This window comes from Mesorhizobium sp. M7A.F.Ca.US.005.03.1.1 (genome assembly GCF_003997975.1).
GTDB lineage: Bacteria > Pseudomonadota > Alphaproteobacteria > Rhizobiales > Rhizobiaceae > Mesorhizobium > Mesorhizobium ciceri.
Map to the genome: position 1 here is coordinate 35,229 of NZ_RZRO01000009.1, position 24,859 is coordinate 60,087.

A 24,859-nucleotide genomic window follows, 5' to 3' on the forward strand; every position below is an offset into this window, starting at 1 on the left:
CAACGCCCTGCACTCGAAGAACCTTAATGTGCTATTGCAGCTTGTTAGGGCAGAAGACGAAATGCATTCAGCAGCGCAATGAGCTGACTCTGCCTCTGCGTATCTGTCTTGCGAAAAATCTTGTCCAGATGAACGCGTGCGGTGCCGTAGGCCATGTTTTCCCTGATCGCTATTTCCTTCAAGGACAATCCGCTTGCGAGCGCGAGCGCGACGGAAGCTTCTTTCCCTGTCAGCCCAAAGGTTTTTCGCAGTTGATCGGCTAAGCTCGTCGACAGGGCCAAACGTGATTCGCGCGCCAGCACCACCGCGCAAGGTCCAGCCGACAGGCCGAACATCTCGCCGTCGGGCAACAATCCAATCGACAATACCAGTTGGTCGCCGCGCTCCGACCGCAAGATCAAATCGGCAGCCGAATTGGGAAACTCGCTCTCGTCCACCCGGCAGACTCGTGCGACCGCACGTTGCAGCATTTGGGTTTGCGTGGAATCGGAGGTGGCCAGATGGCCACCGTTCGCCGTCAGCAGAGTGATCGGCTGTACCAGAAGTCTTTGCGCGGCGTCATTCATGTCAAGGATGCGCAGGCGCGGATCGACGACAAAGCCGGCGAAGGGCAGGTGGCCGAGCAGCGATTGGAGCACAGGCCGCGCCTCGAAATGTCGGCCCAAACCCGCAGCGCGCTCCAGATGAGGTGTGATCAGGGCGAGCATCGCACGATCATCGGCGTCGAACGCCGGCTGCCCTCGGCCTCGCTGCACGTCGAAAAACCAGTAGTTCTTTTCCGACGCGCGCAGATTGCAGAACATGCCGTCATACATGTCCTGCGGCATCATCCATTCGTTCCAGACGGAGGTGCGTTCAATACGGTGCCGCCCAATCAACTGGGTGTCGCTAAAAACCCGGCCAAGCGGCGCGGCCACACGCGGCGCAAAGAGTTCGTTGGTCGCGAAATGGTCAAGGAAAATCCTGTCCCAATAGGGGTCGCGGCTCGGTGAGACGCAAAAGCTATCCTCGACATTGGCCCAGTCGATGCCCGAGAAACAGGCTCTGGAGCCATGAAACATGGCTTGCAACTGAAGGACCACGTCAAGCCAAATCGATTGATCGTAGGCGGCCTCATATATGCGACCGATCACTACCGACAGGCGCTCGTGAGAGATCGAATATCCCATAAGCCTTGCGAAATATACAACCAGAATGAAGTGTTAGCATACCTCTGATTGCGGTCGATGCAAGGGATAGAACGTCGAATGAGCAGGGGGGTTACCAGTGCTGACGCCCAAGGTCAGGAGAAAGCAGACATGATGTTTGACGCTTCGCCCTTACGTCCACGGAGGCGGAAATCGGCGTACTCAGTTCTGTATGCTCTGTATGCTCTGTATGCTGCCCTTCTCGATCGAATGGCGGAGGAAGTGGGATTCGAACCCACGGTGAGCTTGCACCCACGCCGGTTTTCAAGACCGGTGCCTTAAACCGCTCGGCCATTCCTCCATCGTGGTTTTTCAACCATTTGGGCAGCGCGGGGCCAACTCGTTTGGCCTGTGGCGCCGGATTGGCACCGAAGGCGCTCCCGGCTGGTTCACGCCTCATTCCTGTAAAGCGGCATTGAGGGCTGCGTCAACCACCACTGTGTCGGTTCCTGCCGTCCTGGCAGGCGCTGAGTTTTTCGGAATCGAGCACCGGAACTCGCTATCCCATTGGTGCATGATGAAGAAGGAGCCCGCCGACTGGCGATGTACAGGTTTGCGCGCGAACACAAGAAGCCTGACGCTGGAGGGCTTTCGTGCAGGCCCAACCGAGGGCGCGACCTACCGACCAAGCCATCCTCGGAATTGGGCGGAGGTAATCCTACGGGTCAGCCTCTTGGGACAGCTGCGGTATCCCGCAGATTTAACTTTCGCCAAGGGAACAGCTACTGGTGAGGAAGGCCGAAGCTGCAAATCGGCTCCGGCCTGTACGGTCCTCAGTCTTTGCAATTTTCGTCCGCCTTTGCCGCCGCGGCCTTATCACCGTGCTGCTGCGCCTCGATATCCTGCTGCGAGGTTGCAAGGTTTTTGTCGCCCCCGCCTTCAGCGCCCGCCAATGGCATCGTGGTGCCATCCTTGGCGGCTGGCTTGTTCGCGTTGCCCATGGCCTTCGGAGTCTCTAAAGGCGCGTGGGTTCCATCTTTCGAAATACCGGCGGTCTGTCCGGCATCGGTCCCGGTGTTCGAAGCTGACTTGTCCGGACATGCGGCGATCGCAGACCCGGCAGAAAGCGACATCGCGATCGCGACCATCAATGAAGTCATTTTCATCATGCTCGTCCTTCTGTTCGAGTGCCCTGCGGATGAAACTAGCGGCGCATTTCTTTGTTCCGGCGGTCGGTCCGCTGCCCGACAAAGCCCGGTCAACCGGCAGGCACGGCGGGCAGGAGCGAAGCCAGGCTTTCTGTGGCAGAGGGCATCACATCTCTCGCGTGGAAGCACGAAAACCGTTACTTTTCAGAGAGCTCTTACGGTGGAGACGCCACAATCTTGCCCGGTTGCGGCCACAATCGGTTAATACCGTGATAAGCAATTCCTGCGCACAAAGGATCGGGGTTTTAAGCGTCGTTGGTATTGTCGGGTGAGTGTTTTGGCTCCTCTGGTGGTTGAACGCGACGCCTTGAGTTGAGACTGAAGGGGACATCAGGAAAATGCAGGCTGTGACGCCACCGCGTCTTCGTCGCGCTGCTACCGTCGCGTTGTTCGCCATGTCGGCCGCCTTGCTGGCTGCCTGCGCGTCGCAGCCTGAGCCGAAAGCGATGGTCAACAAGAAGACCCGCTCCAAGGAATATTTCGCCGAATCCGAATATGGCGTGAAGGCAAGCCCGCGTGTGATCTCCCGGAACGGGCGCATCCAACGTGGCGGCGGCAGGGATCAGCTTGGCAAACCCTATCAGGTCCGCGGCAAGTGGTATTACCCGAAGGAAGACAAGCGTTACGCCAAGGTCGGCCTCGCCTCCTGGTATGGCGACGCCTTCCATGGCCGGCTTACCGCCAATGGCGAAGTCTATGACATGACCCATCTGACGGCGGCGCACCCGACCATGCCGCTGCCAAGCTATGCCCGCGTCACCAATCTCAAGACCGGCAGTTCGGTCATCGTTCGCGTCAACGATCGCGGCCCATATCACGAAGGCCGCATCATCGACGTATCGGAGCGCGCTGCCCAGATGCTTGACTATGCCAACACCGGCACCGCTCAGGTAAAGGTCGAATATGTCGGCCGCGCGCCGCTCGACGGCGATGACGACCAGTATCTGATGGCCTCCTATCATCCCGGCAACAGGGCGCCAGACCCGTCGGATGGACTGCCGACCGGCGTCATGGTCGCCATGAACGGCCCGTCGCCAAGCCTGCCTGCCGGCACTGCTGCCGTGCCGTTTCCGGGCCAGTTGACCGATTCCGGTTCTGTCCAGCCGATCATGTCGACGCAGTCGTCGGCGTATGGCGATCTGGCGCTTCCGGATTTCGGCCCGATCGTGCCGGAGCGTCCGCAGATCAATCTGCCGCCGCAATCGCCGTTTGCCGTGGCCTCGCTGTCCTATGCCGACGAGCGGGTCGAACGCGGCGTCTCAAATGCCTTCGCCGCGATGGGTGGCGACGGCATGTCGCCGGCCGATGTGCTCCAATCATGGAAACGGCAGCCGCCAACGGCCGGTCCGTCCACTGACTACGTCGCGGCTGGTTCGTTCGAGGATGCAGCGGAGGCCAAGCGTGTTGCCGCTCAGCTTGCCGCATACGGCAAGATCGAGATCCAGCGTTCGGAACTCGATGGCGAGGATTGGTATTCGGTCAATCTCTATCCCGATGGCCACCGCAATCTCGATGATTTGCTGCAGGCTGCCTGGTCGCATGGCGCGCCCGATGCACTGGCTGTGCGCAACTGAGCGCAAGCCTGGTGGGATTTCCGCTGCGCGGTTGATCCGCCGCGCAAAAAGCCTGATACTTTTCGCGGGCTTGCCGGCGGTGCCGGCCAACGGGTCGAACATCATGCAATTTCGCTTGCTCCCGCCTCTCGCCGGGCTTCTGGTTTTAGGCTTGCTGCTGTTTTTCCAGGCTCCGGCCGGTGCACAGCTGTTCGAAACCAAGGCCGCGCAGGCCTTCATGATCGATGCCGAGACCGGGACGGTGCTGTTTTCCAAGGAGGCCGACAAGCCGATACCGCCGGCCTCGATGGCCAAGCTGATGACCATGGAAGTGGTTTTCAACGCCATCAAATCCGGCCGCCTGAAGCTCGACGATACGTTCGTGGTCAGCGAGAACGCCTGGCGCAAGGGTGGCGCGCCTTCGGGAACATCGACGATGTTCGCCAAGCTCAAGTCGTCGATCCGGCTCGAAGACCTGATTCAGGGCGTGACCGTGCAGGCGGCCAATGACGGCTGCATCGTCATCGCCGAAGGCATGTCGGGATCCGAAGACAATTTTGCCGCGCAGATGACCGAACGCGCCCGCCAGATCGGCCTCAAGACGTCGACTTTCGTCAATTCGACCGGCCTGCCGGCAGATGGCCAGCAGACGACCGTGCGCGAGCTGGCGCAGCTCGCCCTGCACCTGTGGCGCGATTATCCGGATTTCTATCGCTATTATGCCCAAAAGGATTTCACCTGGAACAAGATCTCACAGAGGAACCGCAATCCGCTGCTGGCGATGGACATCGGCGCCGACGGCCTGGCGGTCGGGGCGAGCGAGGCAGCCGGCTTCGGCATCGTCGGTTCGCTCAGCCACAATGGTACCCGCGTGATCGCGGCGATGAGCGGGCTGGCCTCGGACAAGGAGCGCGCCGAGGAAGCGCGAAAGCTGCTCGACTGGGGTGTCCGCTCTTTCGAGAAGACTGAAATTTTCGCCAGGGACGAGGTGGTTGGAGAAGCCCAGGTTTTCGGCGGCGCCAAATCCGGGGTGACGCTGAAGGCAAAGGGACCGATCGACATCTTCCTGCCGATCACCAACCGCGACAAGCTGACGGCCAGGATCGTCTATGACGGCCCGGTTGCAGCACCGGTGGAGGAGGGGCAGCCGGTGGGTGCGCTGCGCGTCTGGATCGGCGATACGCTGAGCCAGGAGACGCCGCTTTTCGCAGCCGAATCGATCGGCGTCGGCACGCTGCCGCAGCGCGCGCTCGATGCCGTCAAGGAACTGGCGGTCGGCTGGCGGCGCTAACGCATGTCGCTCAAAACCAGCCATGATTTTGGGGAACGGCATGCATAAGGGCAAAAAATCGACGGCATGGACGTTTGGCCCAACGCGGACTATCTAGAGCGCTACAATCCCATTCAGCCATGGACAAGAAGGCCTCTCGGTTGGCACGCGGTTTTTTCATCACCTTCGAAGGCGGCGAGGGGGCAGGCAAGTCGACGCAGATCGAGCGGCTGGCCAGGAAGATGCGCGCCAAGAAATACGACGTGCTGCTTACCCGCGAACCCGGCGGCTCGCCGGGCGCCGAAGCGGTCAGGCATGTGCTGCTGTCGGGCGCAGCCGAACCGTTCGGGCCGAAGATGGAAGCGCTGCTTTTCGCCGCCGCGCGGTCCGATCATGTCGAGCAGGTGATCCGGCCGGCGGTCGAGCGTGGCTCCATCGTGCTTTGCGACCGCTTCCTCGATTCCTCACGCGTCTATCAGGGCGTCACCGGCGGCATCGATCCGGCGTTCATGGATGCGCTGGAACAGGTCGCCATCAACGGCATGATGCCGGACATGACGCTGATCTTCGACATCGACCCAGCGGAAGGCCTGAGGCGCGCAACGCTGCGGCGCGGCGCCGAGGCAGTCGCCGACCGTTTCGAAAAGGAGACGCTGGCGATCCACCGGGCCCGCCGCGAGGCGTTTCTGGCGATCGCCAAGGCCGAGCCGGAGCGCTGCATCGTCGTCGACGCAGCCGCCGAGCCCGACGCGGTTGAGAACGTCGTCACCGCGGCAGTGTTCGCGGCGCTGGCGGCGAGAGCGCCGGCACGCGACAGGCAGGCGACGCCGGCATGATCTTCGAGCGCATCGCACCCGAGCAGCACGACACGCTCGACGGCGTGCCGGAGCCCTCCGAAACGCCCCTTCTGGTCGGGCACGGCCAGGCTGCAGGCGTGCTCACCGCCGCCTATCGCGCCGGCAAGCTGCCGCATGCGCTGATCTTTTCCGGGCCAGTCGGCATCGGCAAGGCGACGCTCGCCTTCCACCTTGCGCATCATCTGCTGAAGCACCCGGATTTCGCGCAGGCGCCGGAAAGCCTTGCCGCTCCCGATCCGGCGTCGTCGCTGTTTCGCCAGATCGCCACCGGGGCGCATCCTTCCGTGCTGCATCTGACCCGGCCGCTGAACGACAAGACCAAGAGTTTCAAGACGGTCGTCACCGTCGATGAGATCCGCAAGGTCAGCCGCTTCCTGTCGCTAACCTCGCATGACGGCAGCTACCGGGTCGTCATCGTCGACCCCGCCGACGACATGAACACCAATGCCGCCAATGCCTTGCTGAAAAATCTTGAAGAGCCGCCGGCACGGACGCTGTTCATCCTGATTGTCCACGCGCCGGGCAGCCTGCTGCCGACGATCCGGTCGCGCTGTCAGGTGGTGCGATTGACCCCGCTCGACGCCGACGACCTGATGACGGTGCTGGAAACGACCGAGCCGGCGCCGCCTGAGGATCCGGCGGCGCGCGCGGCACTGGCCGAGCGGGCAGGGGGCAGCGCCCGCAACGCGATCCTCTTGACGCAGTATGGCGGGCTGGAGATCGCTTCGACGCTCGACGCTCTGGTCACCGGGAGAAAGAGCGATGTCGGCGGCGCGTTCCGCCTCGCCGAAGCCGTGGCCGGCCGCGATCAGGCGATCCAGTTCGATATCTTCAACCGCCGGGCGCTAGACCTGTTGTCGAACGCGGCAAGTCAGGCAGCACTGGCTGGCGATCTCGCACGAGCCAAAACGCTGTCGGACACTTGGCATGAGGCGCTGGACGCTATATCTGAGACCGATACTTACAATCTCGATAAGAAGCAGCACGCCTTGATCATGATCGACCGCCTGAATTCTGCAATGCGAATGTGACTGGGTTTCCTGGATCGGGATGGCAAATGCTGCCTCGATACGATATCCACCGCCACGCCTTTCCATTCAGACATTCATGACGGTTCATTCATGTCACGCGACAAATTCTACATCACCACCCCGATCTTTTATCCGAACGGCAAGCCGCATATCGGCCACGCCTATACGGTCATTGCAACCGACGCCCTGGCACGCTTCCAGCGCCTGGACGGCAAGGACGTCTTCTTCCTGACCGGCACCGACGAGCATGGCCTGAAGATGCAGCAAACGGCCGAGAAGGAAGGCATAACGCCACTGGCGCTGGCCGACCGCAATTCGGCGATTTTCCGCGCAATGACCGAGGCGATGGGCGGCTCGAATGACCAATACATTCGCACGACCGAACCGCGCCACTACGAATCCTGTCAGGCGATCTGGAAAGCGATGGCCGCCAATGGCGACATCTATCTCGACCGCTATAGCGGCTGGTATTCGGTGCGCCAGGAAGCCTATTTCGACGAGAGCGAGACGACGCTCGGCGACGACGGCGTGCGCCGCGAACCGCTTGGGTCGCCGGTCGAATGGAACGAGGAAGAAAGCTATTTCTTCCGGCTTTCCGCCTATCAGGACAAATTGCTGGCGCTTTATGAGAGACAGCCCGACTTTGTCGGTCCGACCGAGCGCCGCAACGAGGTGCTCAGCTTCGTCAAGTCGGGGCTGAAGGATCTGTCGATCTCGCGCACGACCTTCAAATGGGGCGTGCCGGTGCCAGGCGACGACAAGCATGTGATGTATGTCTGGGTCGACGCCTTGACCAACTACATCACCGCCGCCGGCTATCCCGACACAAAGGCCGAGCAATGGCACTATTGGCCGGCCACGCACATCATCGGCAAGGACATTGTCCGCTTCCATGCGGTCTATTGGCCGGCATTTCTGATGTCGGCGGGCATCGAGTTGCCAAAGCGCGTTTTCGCGCATGGCTTCCTGTTCAACCGCGGCGAGAAGATGTCGAAATCTGTTGGCAACGTCGTCGATCCATTCGCGATGGTCGAGCACTACGGTCTCGACCAGGTGCGCTACTTCTTCCTGCGCGAGGTGCCGTTCGGTAACGATGGCAGCTACAGCCATGACGCGATCGTCAACCGCACCAATGCCGATCTTGCCAACGGCCTCGGCAACCTGGCGCAGCGCTCGCTGTCGATGATCGCCAAGAACTGCGGCGGCGTGGTGCCGCAGCGCGGCGAGCTGACGGATGCAGACAGAGCGATCCTGGATCAGGCCGCCGCCGCGCTCGACACCGCGCGCAAGGCGGTCGCCGAGCAGGGCATCCATCTGGCGCTGGCAGCGATCTTCGGCGTGGTGGCGGAAGCCGATCGCTACTTCGCCGGCGAGGCACCATGGGCGCTGAAGAAGACCAACCCGGCGCGCATGGAAACGGTGCTGTGGACAACCGCCGAAGTCGTGCGCCGCGTGGCGGTGCTGTGTCAGCCCTTCACTCCGGGCTCGGCCGCGAAACTGCTCGACCTGCTGGCGGTGCCGGCGGAGAGCCGCGATTTCGTGCATGTCCACGCGGATCACGCGCTTGTGCCCGGCACTGCGTTGCCGGTGCCGGAAGGCGTGTTTCCGCGTTATGTCGAACAGCCGGACGCGAACATCTGATGCTCGTCGACAGCCACTGCCATCTGGATTTTCCAGATTTCGCCGAGGAGCGGGCGGCCATCGTCGCCCGCGCTTTAGCCGCCGGAATTGGCCGTATGGTGACGGTCTCGACACGCGTGAAGCGTTTTCCGCAAGTACTTGAGATCGCTGAAACTTTCGACGAAGTCTATTGCTCTGTCGGCACTCATCCGCACAATGCGGCCGAAGAACTGGATATCACGGTCGAGGAGCTTGTGCGGCTATCCGCGCACCCGAAAGTAGTGGCCATCGGCGAGGCCGGTCTCGACTATTTTTACGACAAGGCGCCACGCGATGCACAGGCGCAAGGCTTTCGCAATCACATCGCCGCCGCCCGTGAAACGGGGCTGCCGCTGGTCATCCATTCGCGCGATGCCGATGCCGACATGGCTGATATTCTCGAGGACGAAACAGGGAAGGGCGCCTTCCCCTTCATCCTGCATTGCTTTTCTTCCGGGCGCCGGCTTGCCGAGGTGGGCGTCGCTCTCGGTGGCTACGTGTCGTTCTCGGGCATCCTGACCTTCAAGAATTCAGCTGAGTTGCGTGCCATTGCCGCCGATGTCCCGCATGCCCGATTGCTGGTCGAAACCGATGCGCCCTATCTGGCGCCCGTGCCGTTTCGGGGCAAACGCAACGAGCCCGCCTATGTCGCCCATACCGCCAAGGTGCTGGCCGAAACGATCGGGGTAAGCGAAGCTGAAATCGCCGATCTGACCACAGATAATTTCTTCCGGCTGTTCGGCAAGATGCCGCGGCCTGCAGAGCAAAGTGCCTGAACGATGACTGACCGGCTGCGCCTCACCATTCTCGGCTGCGGCTCGTCCCCAGGTACGCCGCGCATCACCGGCGATTGGGGCAATTGCGACCCCGACAACCCCAGGAACCGGCGCACCCGTGCCGCCGCGCTCGTCGAGCGGATCGCGGCGAACGGCAGCCGAACGACTGTCGTCATCGACACGGGGCCGGATTTTCGGCAGCAGATGCTGCTGGCCGGCGTTAAACGTGTCGATGCGGTCGTCTATACCCACCCGCATGCCGACCATATCCATGGCATCGACGATCTGCGCGGTTTCGTCCTCGATCAGCGCCAGCTCATCGACGTCCATGCCGACAGGGCGACGATGCTTCGGCTGCGGGAAGCGTTCGGATACTGTTTCGAGACGCCGCAAGGCAGTTCCTATCCGCCGATCGTCAGGCCGCATCTCATCGAGCACACCAGGCCGGTGGTCGTCGAAGGAGAGGGGGGTACCCTCACCCTCGAGCCGCTGCCGCAGATCCACGGCGACATCGTATCGCTCGGTTTCCGCATTGGCGGTCTCGCCTATTGCCCCGACATCAGCGACTTTCCGGAACCCACCGCCGAACGGCTGGGCGACCTCGACGTGCTGATCATCGACGCGCTGCAGTACCGGACGCATCCAAGTCATCTGTCACTTGGCGAAGCGCTCGAATGGATCCAGCGGCTGGCGCCGATACATGCGGTGCTGACACATATGCACGTGCCGCTCGACTACGTCTCGGTGATGGCCGAGACACCAGCCAATGTCGAACCCGCCTATGACGGCATGGTTATAGAAATCCCTTATGAATCAGCACGATGCGAATAGAGCTTCATGAGGGCTTTCGGCTCCTTGGTGCAAATATCAGCAGCGTTCCGATCCGCTCGTAGCCCATCCGGGGATAAAGCAGCGCCCCGGCATGGGTTGCTGCCAGCACCGAGTACCTTGACCCGCGCGCGCGATCGTCGTGCAACATTTTCGATATCAAAGCCTGACCAATGCCGCGACGCCGGTGCGACGGCTCGACATACATGCTCGAACACCAGGTGGCTCCCACGGCATCCAGGCTGCGAACGCGCCCAACGATGTCGGCGCCGTCGATTGCCACATACTGGCGGAACGGCGCGGTGTCGCCGAGCAAATCGTCTGGGATCGGCTGCCTGCGGATGATCTTTCCCAACTGTGCCGCCCGTTCGGCCGTCTGCACGCGTTCGACCGAAGCAATCGATGGCGGGTTCGGAATCCGGTGCAATCGGTGGACGAAAAAGCCTTCGGTCCGCAGCAGCCGGTAGCCGAGAGCTTTGTAGGCGGTTCGTGTCGGCCCGTCCGGATCGTCGTTCGCGATCACAACGGAAATGGCAAAGCCCGGCCGTGCATGCTGCCGCACGACGGCATCGGTCTCTTGAGCGGCGACGTCATGGACGACCCATTCTTCGCCGCGGTAATCGCGAGGATTCTTGCGTTCGGCATCGCGCATCAACCACAATGGTCCAACGCGGCTGGCCTCGTAAGGAAAGGTGCGGCTCCTATCAGCGCTGAAGCCATGCACGAACACTTCGATTGCCGCTTCGATCTCGCTGTTTGCCATCTTCATTTCGACAGCCTAGCGTTGGCGATCCGCTCAAGGCAATACGCCACAATCGGCTCAAGCCTATGAGAACCAGCGGCAATTTACAGTTCTTGGCCCATGCATTAGTTCCATAATCTATCTTATGCGACTTTTGGATACGGCGAGCGGCATGGATGCGGCGGTCCCCGACTTCACTTTCCAGTTCCCTTGGAGGCTTCAGCCTGGAAACACGTGAGGCTTGGAAACATCCGCTCGACATTGTGAGCGCGCAGCCGTCGGCAGCGCGCTCGACTCTTTGTTCGAACGATCGGGTCAATCGGAGCGACTATTCCAGAATAACGGTGGCCTCCACCTCGAAAAGCATGGGATCGATTGCAAGCTTGGGAACGGGAACCAGAGTCTGCGCCGGCAGCGCCTCGCCGAACATGTCCTTGACGTTCCTGGTCAACACCTCGAGCTTGGACATGTCGTGGTCGACCACGAAGACCGTGAGCTTCGCCACCTGATCCGGCTTGGCGCCGATGCCCTCAAGCGCAGCATGCAAATTTGCGTAGGCCTGCTTCACCTGGACGGCGAAATCCGGTGACAAGGTTCCTGTGCTGTCTTGGCCGCCCTGCCCGGAGATGTAGGCGATCCGAGCTCCGAGCGGTGCGATTACGGCGGTGCTGTAGCCATTCGGCGACGGGTCGTAGAGCGCCTGTGGATTGACAATAGTCAGCTTGAACTCGTTCGCCGGCGACGCAGTGGGGACTGCAATGGTCATGATGATTAGCCCTCCGATAAGCAGATGCTTGATTGCGCGTGACATGGTTTTTCGCTTGGCTCCGCAGCCTGCGAGCAACCTACCCTGGCGCCTGCAGATTGAACTTTAACCTAATCGCTACGTGAATCGTGCGATGTACGAGTCATCGTATGGTACGTCGTACGAGTCAATCGTTCAAGATCGACATTTGTCGCGTTGCCGGTCAAAATCGATGTCCTGAAAAAGCGAGGACGACGGATGATAGCCAAACGCAGCGGCGCCCGGAGCAAAGGGGATCAACGGATAAGCGTGTCGCTCCAGCCCGTGCAGCAAGCGAGCAGCGAGCCGCCGCTGTCTCGAGAGCGTATCGTGGCGACCGCGGTGGAACTGCTGGACGCCCAGGGCATAGACGGATTGACAATGCGTCGGCTGGCCGATCGCCTCGGCTCGGGTGTGATGAGCCTATATTGGCACGTCGACAACAAGGAGGATGTCTTTGATCTAGCAGTCGATTCGGTGCTCGAACATCGCGGATCGCCTGAAACAGGTGAGTCTCCGGACTGGCGCGGAGACGTCGTTCATATGCTCGAAGACTGGCGCGCCAGAATGTTGCGCCATCCTTGGTCGGCATCGCTGTTGCCGCGCCGGGCGCTCGGCCGGAACATTCTCGGTCGCCTGGAAATGCTGAGCAAGACCTTGTCCAGAGCCGGTGTTGCGGACGCGGATCTGAACGCCGCGATATGGTCGCTCTGGAACTATGTGATGGGCGCCACCCTCACCCGGGCAAGCTTCGATCTCTCGGAAGAAGACAGGGCAGCCGCACAGCAGCGTCTTACACATCTCAGCGAACACTACCCGACAATCGAACGCTCTCGTCTGCTGTTGGACAACGATTGGGATGGCGCCTTCCGAAGAGGCCTCGACTTCCTGCTCGACGGCCTCTCGCCAAGATAGAATTCCGGCGCTCCGCCCGGAGCAGACCGGATGGCGCTGCTTTGCGCACGCGACGCAAGAGCTTCCCAGTCCACATCATCACGTTGGGCTCGCCGCCAAGGCGGCGCAGGCAGCGGGCAAGCCCCAGATGCTCGATCCCATCGCGGCGGTGGCTGGTGCGGCTGCATTGCAGCTGAATTGTTGCAGTTGGCGATGTCGTCGCCACGCATTGCCAACCGCTGGTCGGAATCCTCTCTGCAGTCGATCTTTTGCGCAAACCTTTTTGGCCGACATGCGTTGTTTTCTCTCCAAGCCAAGGAGACGATCATGCAGATGAAGTCGGAAATAGCCGGTGAAGCGGCCAAGCAGCGCCATATCCAACGTGGCATCGATGCCAAGGACAAATCGAAAGGCGATGGGAAGCTTCAAGGCGCCATGCAGGCTGGCGCCCGCGAATATCCCGAGCCCCCCTTCCCTGAGCAACATCAGCCCAAACCGGGACATGAATGGGCCATAGAGCCGGCGCCGCTGTACGATGCGCCTTACTATCTCGGATCGAAAAAACTCAACCAAAAGGTAGCGCTCATCACGGGCGGCGATTCGGGCATCGGCCGCTCGGTGGCGGTGTTGTTCGCCCGCGAGGGCGCCGACGTCGCGATCGTCTATCTGGCCGAGGACAAGGACGCTGAAGAGACCAAATCCGCGGTGGAAAAGGAGGGACGACGCTGCCTCCTGGTCAAGGCCGATGTCAGCGAACGCAGCCACTGCCACAAGGCGGTCATGGAGACCGTTGAAAAATTCGGCCGCATCGACGTGCTGGTCAACAATGCTGCGTTCCAGATCCATTCCAGCGACTTCGGCGAGCTCACCGAAGAACATTTCGACACGACGTTGAAGACCAATCTTTACGGCTATTTTCATATGGCGCAGGAAGCGGTGCCGCACATGAAACCCGGTTCGGCGATCATCAACACCGGTTCGGTAACCGGTATCGACGGTTCAAAACAGCTGGTCGACTATTCGATGACCAAGGGCGGCATCCATGCTTTCACGCGGGCCCTGTCGGGCAATCTCATCGGCAGGGGCATAAGGGTGAATGCGGTAGCACCGGGTCCGGTGTGGACGCCGCTCAATCCGTCGGACAAGGAAGCTGACGACGTCTCGAAATTCGGCGCGGACACGCCAATGAAACGACCAGCGCAACCGGAAGAGCTCGCGCCGGCCTATGTGTTCCTCGCTTCGCCGCATTGCTCGAGCTACATCACCGGCGAAATCTTGCCCGTCGTCGGAGGGTACTGAGGATGGCCGAAACGAAGTCCGCAACGAAGGAGTAGGATGGATGGGCCGTCTGCTTTTCATGGTGGCGTTCGCTTGTGTAGCGTATCGCATCTACACGGAAACCGCAGGGTCTGCTCGGCATGTGCCGCAGGATGACGGTGAGGCGCTGCGCAAGCAATCAGCGGCACTGGGCGTCGACCCGTCTCGCTGACGGGATGGAACCTACCGGCAATCCGGCCGGCCGAGTTACCAGCCGGCCGGATTGCAGCCTTATTCGGCTGCCTGCAGGTTGATCTTGCTTTCCGCCATTTCGGTTAGCTTGCGATCTGTCGCCTGTTCTTCCTTGAGATTCTTGGCCAGCACATTGGCGCAGTCGGTGCGGCCAAGCTGCTTTGCCCAGGCGATGAGCGTGCCGTAGCGCGTCATCTCGTAGTGTTCGACGGCCTGCGCCGAAGCAATCAGCGCCGCATCGAGAACCTCCTTGTCATCGACGTCACCGCTCACGTCGTCGGCCTCCTCGAGAATGCCGTCGATTGCCGGACAGTTGACCTCCTTGGCCTTGACGCCATGCAACTCAAACACCTGTTCGACGCGCTCGACATGGCCTCTCGTCTGATCGAGGTGCTTTTCAAATCCGGCTTTCAATTGCGGGTCGGTTGCCTTGTCGATCATCTTCGGCAGCGCTTTCTCGATCTGCTTTTCGGCGTAATAGATGTCGCGCAGCGTGTGCACGAAGAGATCGTCGAGTGTCTTTATGTCCTTCGAAAAGAAGCCCATGGCCTTACCTTTCATTGCGCTTGGTGTGGATTTCGGCGACGGGGTTTGCGCCGCCAACAAAGACCGGGACGGTTCCCGGCTTGTCTGGTCAACGTGCCGGCACCGAAGGAGTTCCTGATTTCCGAGGGCGGACCCGTTCCCCCTTCTCCAAGGCCTGCGATCCGGTCGGTGGGGAGCCTTTGTCTCGATCACACGTTCTAGTCGCAGAGCAATCGGAACCGAGAAGGGTTGGCGGAATGTATTTCATTGCATTGGCGACTGACTATGACGGCACGCTGGCTCATGATGGGGTCGTCGCCAAGAAAACGCTCACTGCGCTTGAGCGGTTCAAGAAAAGCGGCCGCAAGCTGGTTCTCGTCACCGGGCGTGAGCTGCCCGATCTCAAGGGCGTCTTTCCCGAGCTTAGCCTCTTCGACAAGGTCGTCGCTGAGAATGGCGCGATGATCTACACGCCGGCCAGCGAGGAAGAGCGGGTGATCGCCCCGCCGCCCGAGCCCAAATTCGTCGCCAGGTTGAAGAGGCAGGGCGTCAAGCCGCTTTCGGTCGGACGATCGATCGTCGCGACCTGGGAACCGCATCAAGCGACCGTGCTTGAGGTCATCAAGAAGATGGGTCTCGAACTGGAAATCATCTTCAACAAGGGCGCGGTGATGATCCTGCCGAGCGGCATCAACAAAGCCACCGGGCTCGCCGCGGCCCTTCAGGACCTTCGACTTTCGCCGCACAACGTCGTCGGCGTCGGCGACGCCGAGAACGATCATGCGTTCCTGCAAGCCTGTGGCTGCAGCGTCGCCGTCGACAATGCAATTCCGGCGGTCAAGGATACAGCCAACCTGATCATGCCTGGCGCCCGAGGCAAAGGCGTGGAGCAACTGATCGCAAAGCTGATAAAGCGTGATCACGCGATAGTGCCGAAGCGCCATGACGGCATCGTTCTTGGATCATCTGGCGGCGATGATACCTACCTGTCGCCGAGCGACACGATCCTCATTGCCGGGAGTTCCGGTATCGGTAAATCCACCTTGGCCACCGCGCTGACCGAACGCTTCGTCGAAAGCGGCTTTCAGTTTTGTGTCTTCGATCCCGAAGGCGACTATGATGGCCTCGAAGGCGCCGTTCGCCTGGGAGACGGCTCAAGCGCGCCGACAAAGGCGCAAGTGCTGGATCTGATCGCCAAGGCCGACAGCAATATAGTCGTCAATGGACTGGCCCTGCGGGTCGACGAGAGGCCGGATTTCTTTGCCGACCTGCTGCCTGGCCTCAGCAGTTTCCGCCGGCGCACCGCGAGACCGCACTGGCTCGTGATCGATGAAGCGCATCATCTTCTGCCCAAGCGGCGCGACGATACGCGGGCGGTTCTTTCATTGGAATTGCCTGGCACAATCCTGATCACCGTTCACCCCGAGGCGATCTCGACAGACGCCTTGCGCCTGGTGACAGCCATCATTGCGCTTGGCCCCAAGGCAAAGGACGTCGTGAAGGTCTTCTGCCGTGAAACCGGCATTGAGCCGCCGAAAGTCATCCCCAGCCCGAAAGGTGCGCGCGTGCTGTTCTGGCGGCCGCAGGCAGGCAAAAAAGTCAAGACGGTCAAAGTGGTCGAACCACGTCAGTCACTCAAGCGGCACAGCCGGAAATATGCCGAAGGCCAGCTCGACGAAGCCGGCAGCTTCTATTTCCATGGCCCTGAGAATGCGATGAATCTCAGGGCTCACAATCTGATGATCTTCGCTCAGATCGCCGAGGGCATAGATGACAAGACCTGGGAGTTTCATTTGCGCACCGGCGACTATTCCAAATGGTTTCGACATCAGATCAGGGACAAGGATCTGGCGCGCGAAACCGCCCAGGCGGAAGAGGACAAGACCCTGTCGGCGGAGGAGAGCCGCAAGCGGGTGCTTGATGCCGTGCGCCGCCGTTACACGGCTCCCGCCACAGCCCCGGAGTGACACGCGAGAGCCAAGTCAATCAAGCCAGCGCTGCATGCGAAATTCTTCAGTCAGGCAACGCCGCCACCGCAACAATTTCAACGACGATGTCGGCTTGCGCAAGCGCTGCAACTCCGATCACCTCCGAAGGCGGCGGGTTGTTATAGCTGCAGTGCTTCGGGCAATGCTCGGCAAAGAACTCGTCCAGTACGTCGAGACGAAAATTGGGTGAACTCAGAACGCCGCCATCGGGAAATGGCCCCTTGATGAAGAAGGTCAGCCGGATGAGATAGTCGAGCGCGCTGCCGAGTTCTTCCAGATCTGATTTGATGTTCGCCAGAATTGCGCGCCACTGTGCCGCCGCATCGCCAGTGAATCCCCCTCCTCTCTTTCCGGTCGGATCATAATTTTCGGCGGTTGCCGTATTTCCGCAAAGGTAGACAAATCCCCTTGCTCCGGAGACGACCGTGCCTTTTCCCCACGGCATCAACTTTCCGTTTTTGAATTTCTTATGGGTTACGAGTTCCATGCTTCGTCCAGAACTCTTGATCGTCAGCCTATCAAATCGTCTATTCTGATCGGCAGATCGCGAATGCGCTTGCCGGTGGCATGATAGACGGCACTCGCCACGGCAGCAGCCGTTCCGACATTGCCGAGTTCGCCCAAACCCTTGACGCCGGCAGGGTTGACCTGATGGTCGATTTCGGGGACCAGGATAACGTCGACCTGTTTGATGTCGGCGTTGACCGGTACGAGATAGTCCTGCAGGTCGCGGTTGACGTAGCGCGCGTGTCGCTGATCGATTTCCGTCGCCTCGTGCAACGCCTGGCCGATGCCCCAGATCATGCCACCCATCAGCTGGCTGCGCGCGGTGCGCGTGTTCATGATGCGCCCGGCGGCGAAGGCCCCGACGATGCGCGGGACCCGGATTTCGCGTGTATAGCTGTTGATGCGCACTTCGACGAACTCGGCGCCAAAGGCATATTTGACCGAATCTTCGTCGTTCTCTCCACCATGAAATTCCGACTGTCCGGCATAGAGTTTGCTGAGGGCTTCAGGCGAAGAACCCTTCGGCGCAAACTCGGCATATTCCTCGATGGCGCCGACTTGCATAGCCTTGAAGACATCAGCCAGCTTTGCGGACTTGCCGGTCTCGGTGACGACCTCTTCGTCCTTCAAGTCCAGCTTCGCATTGCCCGAACCGGCCAGCGGAGCCCCCCTGCCCGCAGCGGCGGCGAACAGCTTTCCGCGTATCGCGTCGCAGGCTTTCATGACCGCCGAGCAGACACTGGCGGTCGAGATCGATCCGCCCGACACGGGAGCCGGCGGCAAGGCACTGTCGCCCATCTCGACGCTGATCTTGTCCATGCCGATGCCCAGTCTTTCGGCCGCCATCTGGCCGGCGATGGTGCGAACGCCGGTGCCGATTTCATGGGAGCCGCACTGGATCCGAACCTCGCCGTCGGCGGTGAGACGAACCCGGGCCGCGCAGGGCGCGGCGGCAGTCGGATAGATCGCCGTCGCACAGCCCATCCCGACCAGCCAGTCGCCGTCGCGCATAGAGCCGACCTTGGGATCGCGCTTCGACCAGCCAAAGGCCTCCGACGCCTGGTCGTAGCACTTGATGAGTGAGCGGCTGGAAAATGGCTTGCCTCCGATGGGCTCCTTCTCCGGTTCATTGATGCGACGAAACTCGACAGGATCCATGCCGAGGGCCACAGCCATTTCGTCCATGGCGTTTTCCAGCGCGTAGACATAAGGCGTCTCCGGCGGCGATCGCATGTAGCCAGGCGTGTTGCGGTCGGCATGAACCAGCGAAACATGCGTCAGAACGGCGCCGTAATTGTACATGCGCGCGGTGGCGGACGTGCCGCCGACGACATAAGGGTCAGGGCGTGACGTCACCTCCCAGGCCTCATGTCCGAACGCCGTGATGCGGCCGTCCTTGCCGGCGCCCATGCGGATCCGATGCCGCGTTTCGGCGCGATAGGTCTGCGTACCGAAGGCTTGCATGCGATTGACGACGCAGCGAACCGGGCGGCCAATGCGTCGCGCCGCGACGGCAACGATAGCGGTGCGTGCCGTCATCGGCCCCTTGGAGCCGAAGGCACCGCCGATATAGGGACTGACGATCCGCACATTGGCCGGATCGAGCTTCAGCTGGCGTGCCAGTTCCACCTTCCAGCCGGTAACGTTCTGGCTGGGCTCGTGTATGGTCAACTGGTCGCCTTGCCATATTGCGGTGGTCGAAAACAGTTCGATCGGATTGTGATGCTGGGTCGGCGTCGAATATTTTTCGTCGATCTTTACCGTCGCATCCGCCCAGGCGGCATCGAAATCACCGGCCTTCGCATCCTCCTTGAACATAGGGTTTTTGCCGGCAGCCGGCTCCATCTTCACGCCCTTGGAATCAAAGCTGGCGGCGGGCCGTTCGTCCTCATAGTCGGCGCGGATCAACATTGCGGCTTCCTCCGCCGCCTCGAAGGTCTCGGCAACCACCAGAGCGATGATCTGACCGTCGTGAAAAACCGTCTTGTCGTGCAACGGCCCGATCGAACTTGCGCCGGTGTTGCCGAATTTCGGCGTGTCGGTCTTGTCCATATCGTCATAGGTGACGATGTCCAGCACACCGGGTACGGCCCGGGCGTCTTTCGTGTGAAGTCCCGAAACCTTGCCCCGGGCAATGCTGCTGGTGGCAAGGGCACCGTAGGCGACGTTGGCCGTGACGATGTCGGCGGGATAGCCGGCCTGTCCGGTAACTTTTAGCCGGGCGTCAATGCGGACAACCGGATCGCCCTGGTTTTCCCTGGGGGCGGGTGCAGCTTGGTTCATGGCTCAGCCCTTCATATCCCGGGTTTCGAGCAGCGCCCGCACCAGCGTGCGCTTGCCGAGCGGTATCTTGAATGCGTTATGCTCGCGCGGTCTGGCATCGGCGAAGGCAGCCTCGGCAGCCTCTTGCGCCGCGGCTTCGTCAAGCACTTTGCCCTGTAGCGCGTCCTCTGCTTCGCGCGCCCGCCACGGCACCGTCGCCACACCACCAAGCGCAATGCGCGCACTCCTTACCGTCTCGCCCTCCATGTCGAGCGCAACAGCCGCGGACGCCAACGCAAACGCGTAGGATTCGCGATCGCGAATCTTCAGATAGCGCGACCGGCTGCTCCACCGTTCGAGCCGCACTTCGATGGTGGTTATGAGCTCGTCGGCGGCGAGATCCGTCTCGATGTCGGGCGTGTCGCCCGGCCGTTTGTGCAGCTTGGCAAATGCAAGCGTGCGCCTCCCCCGCGGACCTTCGATCTCGACGGTGGCATCGAGCGCAACCAGCGCCTGCGCGAAATCGCCGTGATACGTGGCGATGCAGGCATCGCTCGTACCCAGCACGGCGTGTTGGCGATTGGACCCTTCCATCGCAGCGCAACCGGAGCCGGGTTCGCGCTTGTTGCACGGCCAGGAAATCTCTCGAAAATACTCGCAGCGCGTACGTTGCAGCACATTGCCGCCCAGGCTCGCCATGTTGCGAAGCTGACCGCTGGCGGCGAATTTCAGGCTGTCGGCAAGGGCCGGGCAACGCCGCCGGACGTCATCGTTGTCGGCTGCTTCACCCATGCGGACCAGTGCACCAAACCGGATCGTGTCATCGTTTATCCTGATCTGCCGCAAGGCTGGCTCGGCAAGAGTGTTGAGGTCAAGCAGTCGGTCCGGCCGCGCGACACCGAGCTTCATGTAGTCGGCCAGATTGGTGCCGCCGGCGATGAATTGCGTGTCGGCGCCGGTTGGCGGAACGCGCACGGCATCGACACGGGATGCCATGGCGATTGCAGCGGAGACGCTGGTTGGTCTTTCATAAACGAAGGGGCGCATCCTAGGCCCTCCTGATCTCGTCGCGCGCCTGGACGATCGCCGCAACGATGTTGGGATAGGCCGCACAGCGACACAGATTGCCGCTCATATATTCGCGAATGTCATCTTCCGACCCCGCATGGCCTTCGTTGATGCAACCGATGGCGGACATGATCTGACCCGGTGTGCAATAGCCGCATTGAAAGGCATCGTGGTCGACGAAGGCCTGCTGGACCGGATGCAGTTCCCCGTCCGTCGAGGCCAGGCCTTCCACCGTTGTGATCTCCCGCCCCTGGTTCATGACGGCAAAGCTCAAGCAGGACAGTACCCGCTTTCCATCGATCAGAACCGTGCAGGCGCCGCACTGACCGTGATCGCAACCTTTCTTGGTGCCGGTCAGGCCGACGTGGTCGCGCAGAGCGTCAAGCAGGCTGGTTCGATTGTCGAGCGCGAGATTGTAGGTCTGTTTGTTGATACGCATTGAAACCGCCGACAAGTCGCGCGGTTCGGCTGGCTTTTCGGACGCTGGCTGGGCAGCTCTCGTCGGGGAATTCACAAGCGGCATCGCCGCCGCCGCCGAAACAGAGGCCGTCATGAACATGCGTCTGCTCAGGCCACTGGACATCTTGGCATCGGACATGGCTGGCTCCGGGCTGGCTGGGTCTCAAGCGGCCCAAACCAGTCGCGGAGGACAAAGTTCCCTCCTCACGAGCCTGTGATTCCTTTTTCTGTGGCAGGTTCGATGTAACCGGAACCTCACCTGTCGGGCGATGGTTGTGTGCCAAGAGCCGGTTTGTGCCAAGGGCCGGAAGGAGGCGATCATGAGCGATGGTCGGCATGACAAGGACGATGACAATGGACCTGTGTTCTCTGCGGAGCAGGCGAGACAGGGCGAGATCATCCTGCGAACGCGCACGCGTCGGGTTATCTTCATAGCAGGCTTGGTCGGTATCGTGATCCTGGCCATCGTGGTCAGGTTGGCAATCGGCTGAACCAATTCCGCCAGGCGCGAAACCGTGCCCGGTCGCCAGGAACCTTTTACGACCAGTTGTCGTTGACTGGCCACGGTCAAAACTCCTGGAAGTTCTCCCGTGGACGCGAAAACCCAAACCGAAGAACCTGAAACCGGCGACACGCACGCCGCGCCACGCAGGGCCACCTCAGACGCGTCGCCAAAACACCGGAAAGACGCCGGTCAGGCCGACGGTCAGGAGCACAAGCAGGACAAGCAGGCCAGAGAACCAAAGCCCAGCCTGCTGAGCTTCCCTCGGCGGCACCCTTACATATCGATCGCCATCCTGCTCGCAGTGCTGTTGATTGCCGTAGGGCTGGTCTTGTGGTGGCTGGACGCGCGTCAGTATGAATCGACCGACGATGCTTTCATCGACGCCCGCACGGTGACGATCGGTGCCGAGATATCGGGTCGTATCACCGATGTCGCGGTCACCGACAACCAGTCTGTGAAAGCCGGCGACGTGCTCTTGCGCATCGACGACAGCGACTATCAGGCAAGCCTGGCGGAAGCCGACGCCGGTGTGGCCTCGGCGCAGGCCGAGATCGTCGATGTCGGTGCACAGATCGAAGCACAAAACGCCAAGATCGATGCGGCACAGAAGCAGGTGGCGCAGGCCCAGGCCGCGCTCGAGTTTGCCAAAGCGGAGGACAAGCGCAACCGTGAGCTGCTGGCCAAGGGAACCTCCACCCAACAGCAGGCGGAACAGGCCGCTTCTACCCTGCGCCAGGACCAGGCCGCCCTCGACAGCGCCGGAGCAAACGTGGCAGCCGCGAAAAGCCAGGTCACTGTTCTGCAAGCACAGACCAAGAGCGCGCAAGCAAAGCTCAATCAAGCCAAGGCCAGCCAGGAGCAGGCCCGCACCATGCTGTCGCGCACCATCATAACCGCGCCTGTCGCCGGTCGCGCCACCAGTATCACGGCCGCCAAGGGCACCTACGCCCAGCCTGGTCAGGTGCTGATGATGTTCGTTCCCGACGAGGTCTGGGTGAAGGCTAATTTCAAGGAGACCCAGCTTGATCTGATGCGGCCGGGACAGCCCGTCGACATCGATATCGACGCCTATCCCGAAAAGAACTTCCACGGCCGCGTCGACAGCATCCAGGCGGGCAGTGGCACCGCCTTCAGCCTGCTGCCGGCCGAGAATGCCACCGGCAACTTCGTCAAGGTGGTGCAGCGCGTGCCCGTGAAGATCGTCTTCGACCGACCGCCGGGCGTGCTGCTGGGTCCAGGCCTGTCGGTGGTGCCGACAGTCAAGGTGAGATGAGCGCCGTCGAAATGGCTGGTGAACGGAGCGAAACCCGGTCCGCCGCCGGCGGGCGCAATCCGTGGCTGATCGCAGTCGTCGTCTCGATCGCCACCTTCATGCTGGTGCTCGACACCTCGATCGCCAACGTGGCGCTGCGCAACATCGCCGGCAGCCTCGCGGCCGGGATGGACGAAAGCACCTGGGTGATCACCACCTATCTGGTCGCGAATTCCGTGATCATCCCGGTTAGCGGCTGGTTGGCCAGCGTCATCGGCCGCAAGCGTTACTACATGCTTTGCGTGGCGATCTTCACCATAGCGTCGCTGCTGTGCGGCCTGGCGCCCAATCTGGAAATGCTCATCGTCTTCAGGATCCTGCAAGGCCTCGGGGGCGGCGGCATGGCACCCAGCGAACAATCCATTCTCGCCGACACCTTTCCACCCGAAAAACGCTCCCAGGCATTTGCTCTTTACGGCATTGCCGTCATCGTCGCACCGACAGTCGGGCCGACCATCGGCGGTTGGCTGACCGACCATTTCTCCTGGCACTGGATATTCTTCATCAATGTCCCGTTCGGCATCATGTCGCTTGCCTTGGTGCAGTGGCTGGTGGTCGAGCCTGATGTGCTCGAGCGCGAACGGCAGGAACGGTTGAAGGGCGGCCTCAGAATAGACTGGGTCGGTTTCATCCTGGTCGCCACGGCACTCGGCTGCCTGGAGATCTTTCTCGATGAGGGCCAGCGCAACGACTGGTTCGCATCAGGTTTCATCGTGACCTTCGCGGCGATTTCGGCGGTCTCATTTCTGCTGCTGATCCCGTGGGAATTCAGTCACCGCGATCCGATCGTCGACGTCCGCCTGCTGTTCAGCCGCCAGTTCGGCACATCGTTCCTGGTGATGATGGCAGTGGGCGCCGTGCTGTTCAGCACCACCCAGTTGATGCCGCAACTGCAGCAGACCGCCTTCAACTATACGGCCACCCTGTCGGGCCTGTCGATGATGCCAGGTGGCATCGCAATGTTGATGCTTATGCCGATTTCCGGATTTGCCGGCGCCATCGTCCAGCCCAAATACCTGATCATGGCAGGCATGTCCGTCGTCGCTGTCGCGCTCTGGCATATGACATCGCTCACCCCGGACGTCAGTTTCGGCTTCTTTGCTTTCGCGCGCATCTTCCTGATGATCGGTTTGCCGTTCCTGTTCATCCCCATCTCGACGGCGGCTTACGTCGGTCTTGCTCCGCAGCAGACGAACCAGGCGTCGGCACTCATCAACGTTGCCCGCAACATCGGCGGAAGCATCGGCGTGTCGCTGTCCAACACAGTGATAGCCCAGAACGCGCAAATCCATCAGGCAAACCTCGTCGGCCACACGGCACAGTCGTCACCGACCTACCAGCAGGTTCTGCGTCAGGCGACCGAGCACTTCGTGGCTCAAGGGTCGCCGATGATCGACGCAAAACAGCAGGCGGTCGGCTGGATAGGACAGTTGATAGCGCGGCAGGCCTCATTGCTCGCCTATATCGATGTCTTTCGGTATTGCGCGGTAGCGACCGCACTGCTCGTTCCCCTCGCCTTGCTGCTGCGCTCTCCCCGGCCCGAAAAGCGTTAGCTCGCGCCGCGGCGGTGTATGGCGCTGCCCCGCCATGCGGCTTCGGCTTCGCGAACTTCCGTTGGAACCAGCGCGTCGAGTCGACGTTCAGCCCTTGTTCAACAGGAGGAGCTGGCCATGCCACGAGGCGACAAATCGAAGTACACTGACAAGCAGGAGCGTAAAGCCGACCACATTGCCGAAGGTTATGAGAAGCGCGGGGTTTCCGACAAGGAGGCAGAGCGGCGCGCATGGGCAACCGTCAACAAGGACGATGGCGGTGGCAAGAAGGAAGGCGGTTCGGGCCGCGGCAAACACACGGGCCATCCGGCGGCGCACAAAGGCGGCAAAAGCGGCGGCAAGGCATCGGCATCACGGTCTGCCGCAAGCCGATCGGAATCGGCAAAGAAAGCTGCAGCGACCCGCAAGCGCAATGCGGAACACCGCGCCCATTGATCTGACG

Annotated in this window: 24 protein-coding genes and 1 tRNA gene; 15 read left to right on the forward strand and 10 right to left on the reverse strand. The window is 61.2% G+C overall.

Annotated elements, in window-relative coordinates; translation table 11 throughout:
* Positions 1 to 44: 44 nt before the first annotated feature.
* The 3 genes from EN990_RS06470 to EN990_RS06480 all read right to left on the reverse strand — a co-directional run bounded on the left by EN990_RS06470 (position 45) and on the right by EN990_RS06480 (position 2,296).
* Positions 45 to 1,169, reverse strand: coding sequence for a helix-turn-helix transcriptional regulator (locus EN990_RS06470; RefSeq protein WP_127369403.1), 1,125 nt, complete (start codon positions 1,167 to 1,169; stop codon positions 45 to 47).
* A gap of 229 nt (positions 1,170 to 1,398) precedes the next feature.
* A tRNA-Ser gene (locus tag EN990_RS06475) sits at positions 1,399 to 1,488 on the reverse strand.
* 472 nt (positions 1,489 to 1,960) lie between these two features.
* Positions 1,961 to 2,296 (reverse strand): hypothetical protein, encoded by a 336-nt coding sequence (locus EN990_RS06480; protein WP_013531580.1) that lies wholly within the window; start codon positions 2,294 to 2,296, stop codon positions 1,961 to 1,963.
* A 377-nt stretch (positions 2,297 to 2,673) separates the two neighbouring features.
* On the opposite strand from EN990_RS06480, the gene EN990_RS06485 reads away from it, so the two are divergent.
* The 7 genes from EN990_RS06485 to EN990_RS06515 all read left to right on the forward strand — a co-directional run bounded on the left by EN990_RS06485 (position 2,674) and on the right by EN990_RS06515 (position 10,312).
* Positions 2,674 to 3,909 carry a septal ring lytic transglycosylase RlpA family protein gene (locus EN990_RS06485; RefSeq protein ID WP_027161639.1) on the forward strand — a complete coding sequence of 412 codons (1,236 nt, stop codon included), beginning with the start codon at positions 2,674 to 2,676 and terminating at the stop codon, positions 3,907 to 3,909.
* Between the two features lie 103 nt (positions 3,910 to 4,012).
* The gene (locus tag EN990_RS06490) at positions 4,013 to 5,179 is read left to right on the forward strand and encodes a D-alanyl-D-alanine carboxypeptidase family protein (protein ID WP_164753754.1); all 1,167 of its coding nucleotides are present in this window, start codon (positions 4,013 to 4,015) and stop codon (positions 5,177 to 5,179) included.
* A gap of 140 nt (positions 5,180 to 5,319) precedes the next feature.
* A complete protein-coding gene (gene tmk / locus EN990_RS06495; RefSeq protein WP_024505515.1) occupies positions 5,320 to 5,994 on the forward strand; it encodes a dTMP kinase in 675 nt (224 codons plus the stop codon).
* Positions 5,991 to 7,046: a DNA polymerase III subunit delta' gene (locus tag EN990_RS06500; RefSeq protein WP_127370208.1), complete on the forward strand. Its 1,056-nt coding sequence runs from the start codon at positions 5,991 to 5,993 to the stop codon at positions 7,044 to 7,046. The genes tmk and EN990_RS06500 overlap by 4 nt, the downstream gene beginning before the upstream one ends.
* Before the next feature lie 90 nt (positions 7,047 to 7,136).
* A complete protein-coding gene (gene metG, locus EN990_RS06505; RefSeq protein WP_027161643.1) occupies positions 7,137 to 8,687 on the forward strand; it encodes a methionine--tRNA ligase in 1,551 nt (516 codons plus the stop codon).
* Positions 8,687 to 9,481: a TatD family hydrolase gene (locus tag EN990_RS06510; RefSeq protein WP_027161644.1), complete on the forward strand. Its 795-nt coding sequence runs from the start codon at positions 8,687 to 8,689 to the stop codon at positions 9,479 to 9,481. The genes metG and EN990_RS06510 overlap by 1 nt, the downstream gene beginning before the upstream one ends.
* A gap of 3 nt (positions 9,482 to 9,484) precedes the next feature.
* Positions 9,485 to 10,312 (forward strand): MBL fold metallo-hydrolase, encoded by an 828-nt coding sequence (locus EN990_RS06515; RefSeq protein WP_027161645.1) that lies wholly within the window; start codon positions 9,485 to 9,487, stop codon positions 10,310 to 10,312.
* Between the two features lie 4 nt (positions 10,313 to 10,316).
* Here the strand turns inward: EN990_RS06515 and EN990_RS06520 are convergent, their stop codons facing one another.
* Together EN990_RS06520 and EN990_RS06525 are read right to left on the reverse strand one after the other, a co-directional pair.
* Positions 10,317 to 10,961: a GNAT family N-acetyltransferase gene (locus EN990_RS06520; RefSeq protein ID WP_245267558.1), complete on the reverse strand. Its 645-nt coding sequence runs from the start codon at positions 10,959 to 10,961 to the stop codon at positions 10,317 to 10,319.
* Between the two features lie 418 nt (positions 10,962 to 11,379).
* Positions 11,380 to 11,862: a RidA family protein gene (locus tag EN990_RS06525; protein WP_027161647.1), complete on the reverse strand. Its 483-nt coding sequence runs from the start codon at positions 11,860 to 11,862 to the stop codon at positions 11,380 to 11,382.
* A gap of 192 nt (positions 11,863 to 12,054) precedes the next feature.
* Here EN990_RS06525 and EN990_RS06530 point away from each other — a divergent pair, with 192 nt between their 5' ends.
* The 3 genes from EN990_RS06530 (at position 12,055) to EN990_RS06540 (ending at position 14,218) form a co-directional block, all read left to right on the forward strand.
* Positions 12,055 to 12,750 carry a TetR/AcrR family transcriptional regulator C-terminal domain-containing protein gene (locus tag EN990_RS06530; protein WP_027161648.1) on the forward strand — a complete coding sequence of 232 codons (696 nt, stop codon included), beginning with the start codon at positions 12,055 to 12,057 and terminating at the stop codon, positions 12,748 to 12,750.
* 306 nt (positions 12,751 to 13,056) lie between these two features.
* Complete coding sequence (locus EN990_RS06535) at positions 13,057 to 14,028, forward strand: SDR family oxidoreductase (protein WP_013531569.1); 972 nt, start codon at positions 13,057 to 13,059, stop codon at positions 14,026 to 14,028.
* 40 nt (positions 14,029 to 14,068) lie between these two features.
* Entirely contained in the window at positions 14,069 to 14,218 is a 150-nt protein-coding gene (locus tag EN990_RS06540; protein WP_013531568.1) for a hypothetical protein, read from the forward strand.
* Between the two features lie 59 nt (positions 14,219 to 14,277).
* Here EN990_RS06540 and EN990_RS06545 read toward each other — a convergent pair whose 3' ends face one another.
* A complete protein-coding gene (locus tag EN990_RS06545) occupies positions 14,278 to 14,784 on the reverse strand; it encodes a ferritin-like domain-containing protein (RefSeq protein ID WP_013531567.1) in 507 nt (168 codons plus the stop codon).
* Between the two features lie 236 nt (positions 14,785 to 15,020).
* On the opposite strand from EN990_RS06545, the gene EN990_RS06550 reads away from it, so the two are divergent.
* On the forward strand, positions 15,021 to 16,730 hold the full coding sequence (locus EN990_RS06550; RefSeq protein ID WP_127369926.1) for an HAD family hydrolase: 1,710 nt from the start codon (positions 15,021 to 15,023) through the stop codon (positions 16,728 to 16,730).
* A gap of 46 nt (positions 16,731 to 16,776) precedes the next feature.
* Here the strand turns inward: EN990_RS06550 and EN990_RS06555 are convergent, their stop codons facing one another.
* The 4 genes from EN990_RS06555 to EN990_RS06570 are packed head-to-tail and all read right to left on the reverse strand — an operon-like array spanning position 16,777 to position 21,186.
* A complete protein-coding gene (locus EN990_RS06555) occupies positions 16,777 to 17,238 on the reverse strand; it encodes a RidA family protein (protein ID WP_027161650.1) in 462 nt (153 codons plus the stop codon).
* 23 nt (positions 17,239 to 17,261) lie between these two features.
* Positions 17,262 to 19,541: a xanthine dehydrogenase family protein molybdopterin-binding subunit gene (locus EN990_RS06560; protein ID WP_127385589.1), complete on the reverse strand. Its 2,280-nt coding sequence runs from the start codon at positions 19,539 to 19,541 to the stop codon at positions 17,262 to 17,264.
* A gap of 3 nt (positions 19,542 to 19,544) precedes the next feature.
* Positions 19,545 to 20,567 carry a xanthine dehydrogenase family protein subunit M gene (locus EN990_RS06565; protein WP_127368663.1) on the reverse strand — a complete coding sequence of 341 codons (1,023 nt, stop codon included), beginning with the start codon at positions 20,565 to 20,567 and terminating at the stop codon, positions 19,545 to 19,547.
* Between the two features lies 1 nt (position 20,568).
* Complete coding sequence (locus EN990_RS06570) at positions 20,569 to 21,186, reverse strand: (2Fe-2S)-binding protein (RefSeq protein ID WP_024505525.1); 618 nt, start codon at positions 21,184 to 21,186, stop codon at positions 20,569 to 20,571.
* Positions 21,187 to 21,367: 181 nt separating this feature from the next.
* Between EN990_RS06570 and EN990_RS06575 the strand changes: the two genes are divergently transcribed.
* The 4 genes from EN990_RS06575 (at position 21,368) to EN990_RS06590 (ending at position 24,852) form a co-directional block, all read left to right on the forward strand.
* A complete protein-coding gene (locus tag EN990_RS06575; protein WP_127368664.1) occupies positions 21,368 to 21,538 on the forward strand; it encodes a hypothetical protein in 171 nt (56 codons plus the stop codon).
* A 99-nt stretch (positions 21,539 to 21,637) separates the two neighbouring features.
* Positions 21,638 to 22,825: an HlyD family secretion protein gene (locus EN990_RS06580; protein ID WP_127368665.1), complete on the forward strand. Its 1,188-nt coding sequence runs from the start codon at positions 21,638 to 21,640 to the stop codon at positions 22,823 to 22,825.
* An 11-nt stretch (positions 22,826 to 22,836) separates the two neighbouring features.
* Entirely contained in the window at positions 22,837 to 24,417 is a 1,581-nt protein-coding gene (locus EN990_RS06585; protein WP_127368666.1) for a DHA2 family efflux MFS transporter permease subunit, read from the forward strand.
* Between the two features lie 117 nt (positions 24,418 to 24,534).
* Positions 24,535 to 24,852: a hypothetical protein gene (locus EN990_RS06590; protein ID WP_013531559.1), complete on the forward strand. Its 318-nt coding sequence runs from the start codon at positions 24,535 to 24,537 to the stop codon at positions 24,850 to 24,852.
* Positions 24,853 to 24,859 lie beyond the last annotated feature (7 nt).

Coding starts and splice junctions, on each gene's coding strand:
- EN990_RS06540 (WP_013531568.1), top strand. CDS start 14,069: ATGGGCCGTCTGCTTTTCATGGTGGCGTTCGCTTGTGTAGCGTATCGC.
- EN990_RS06550 (WP_127369926.1), top strand. CDS start 15,021: ATGTATTTCATTGCATTGGCGACTGACTATGACGGCACGCTGGCTCAT.
- EN990_RS06530 (WP_027161648.1), top strand. CDS start 12,055: ATGATAGCCAAACGCAGCGGCGCCCGGAGCAAAGGGGATCAACGGATA.
- metG (WP_027161643.1), top strand. CDS start 7,137: ATGTCACGCGACAAATTCTACATCACCACCCCGATCTTTTATCCGAAC.
- EN990_RS06545 (WP_013531567.1), bottom strand. CDS start 14,784: ATGGGCTTCTTTTCGAAGGACATAAAGACACTCGACGATCTCTTCGTG.
- EN990_RS06570 (WP_024505525.1), bottom strand. CDS start 21,186: ATGTCCGATGCCAAGATGTCCAGTGGCCTGAGCAGACGCATGTTCATG.
- EN990_RS06555 (WP_027161650.1), bottom strand. CDS start 17,238: ATGGAACTCGTAACCCATAAGAAATTCAAAAACGGAAAGTTGATGCCG.
- EN990_RS06565 (WP_127368663.1), bottom strand. CDS start 20,567: ATGCGCCCCTTCGTTTATGAAAGACCAACCAGCGTCTCCGCTGCAATC.
- EN990_RS06490 (WP_164753754.1), top strand. CDS start 4,013: ATGCAATTTCGCTTGCTCCCGCCTCTCGCCGGGCTTCTGGTTTTAGGC.
- EN990_RS06585 (WP_127368666.1), top strand. CDS start 22,837: ATGGCTGGTGAACGGAGCGAAACCCGGTCCGCCGCCGGCGGGCGCAAT.
- EN990_RS06590 (WP_013531559.1), top strand. CDS start 24,535: ATGCCACGAGGCGACAAATCGAAGTACACTGACAAGCAGGAGCGTAAA.
- EN990_RS06510 (WP_027161644.1), top strand. CDS start 8,687: ATGCTCGTCGACAGCCACTGCCATCTGGATTTTCCAGATTTCGCCGAG.
- EN990_RS06535 (WP_013531569.1), top strand. CDS start 13,057: ATGCAGATGAAGTCGGAAATAGCCGGTGAAGCGGCCAAGCAGCGCCAT.
- EN990_RS06525 (WP_027161647.1), bottom strand. CDS start 11,862: ATGTCACGCGCAATCAAGCATCTGCTTATCGGAGGGCTAATCATCATG.
- EN990_RS06500 (WP_127370208.1), top strand. CDS start 5,991: ATGATCTTCGAGCGCATCGCACCCGAGCAGCACGACACGCTCGACGGC.
- EN990_RS06485 (WP_027161639.1), top strand. CDS start 2,674: ATGCAGGCTGTGACGCCACCGCGTCTTCGTCGCGCTGCTACCGTCGCG.
- EN990_RS06520 (WP_245267558.1), bottom strand. CDS start 10,961: ATGCGCGATGCCGAACGCAAGAATCCTCGCGATTACCGCGGCGAAGAA.
- EN990_RS06515 (WP_027161645.1), top strand. CDS start 9,485: ATGACTGACCGGCTGCGCCTCACCATTCTCGGCTGCGGCTCGTCCCCA.
- EN990_RS06470 (WP_127369403.1), bottom strand. CDS start 1,169: ATGGGATATTCGATCTCTCACGAGCGCCTGTCGGTAGTGATCGGTCGC.
- EN990_RS06575 (WP_127368664.1), top strand. CDS start 21,368: ATGAGCGATGGTCGGCATGACAAGGACGATGACAATGGACCTGTGTTC.
- EN990_RS06480 (WP_013531580.1), bottom strand. CDS start 2,296: ATGATGAAAATGACTTCATTGATGGTCGCGATCGCGATGTCGCTTTCT.
- EN990_RS06560 (WP_127385589.1), bottom strand. CDS start 19,541: ATGAACCAAGCTGCACCCGCCCCCAGGGAAAACCAGGGCGATCCGGTT.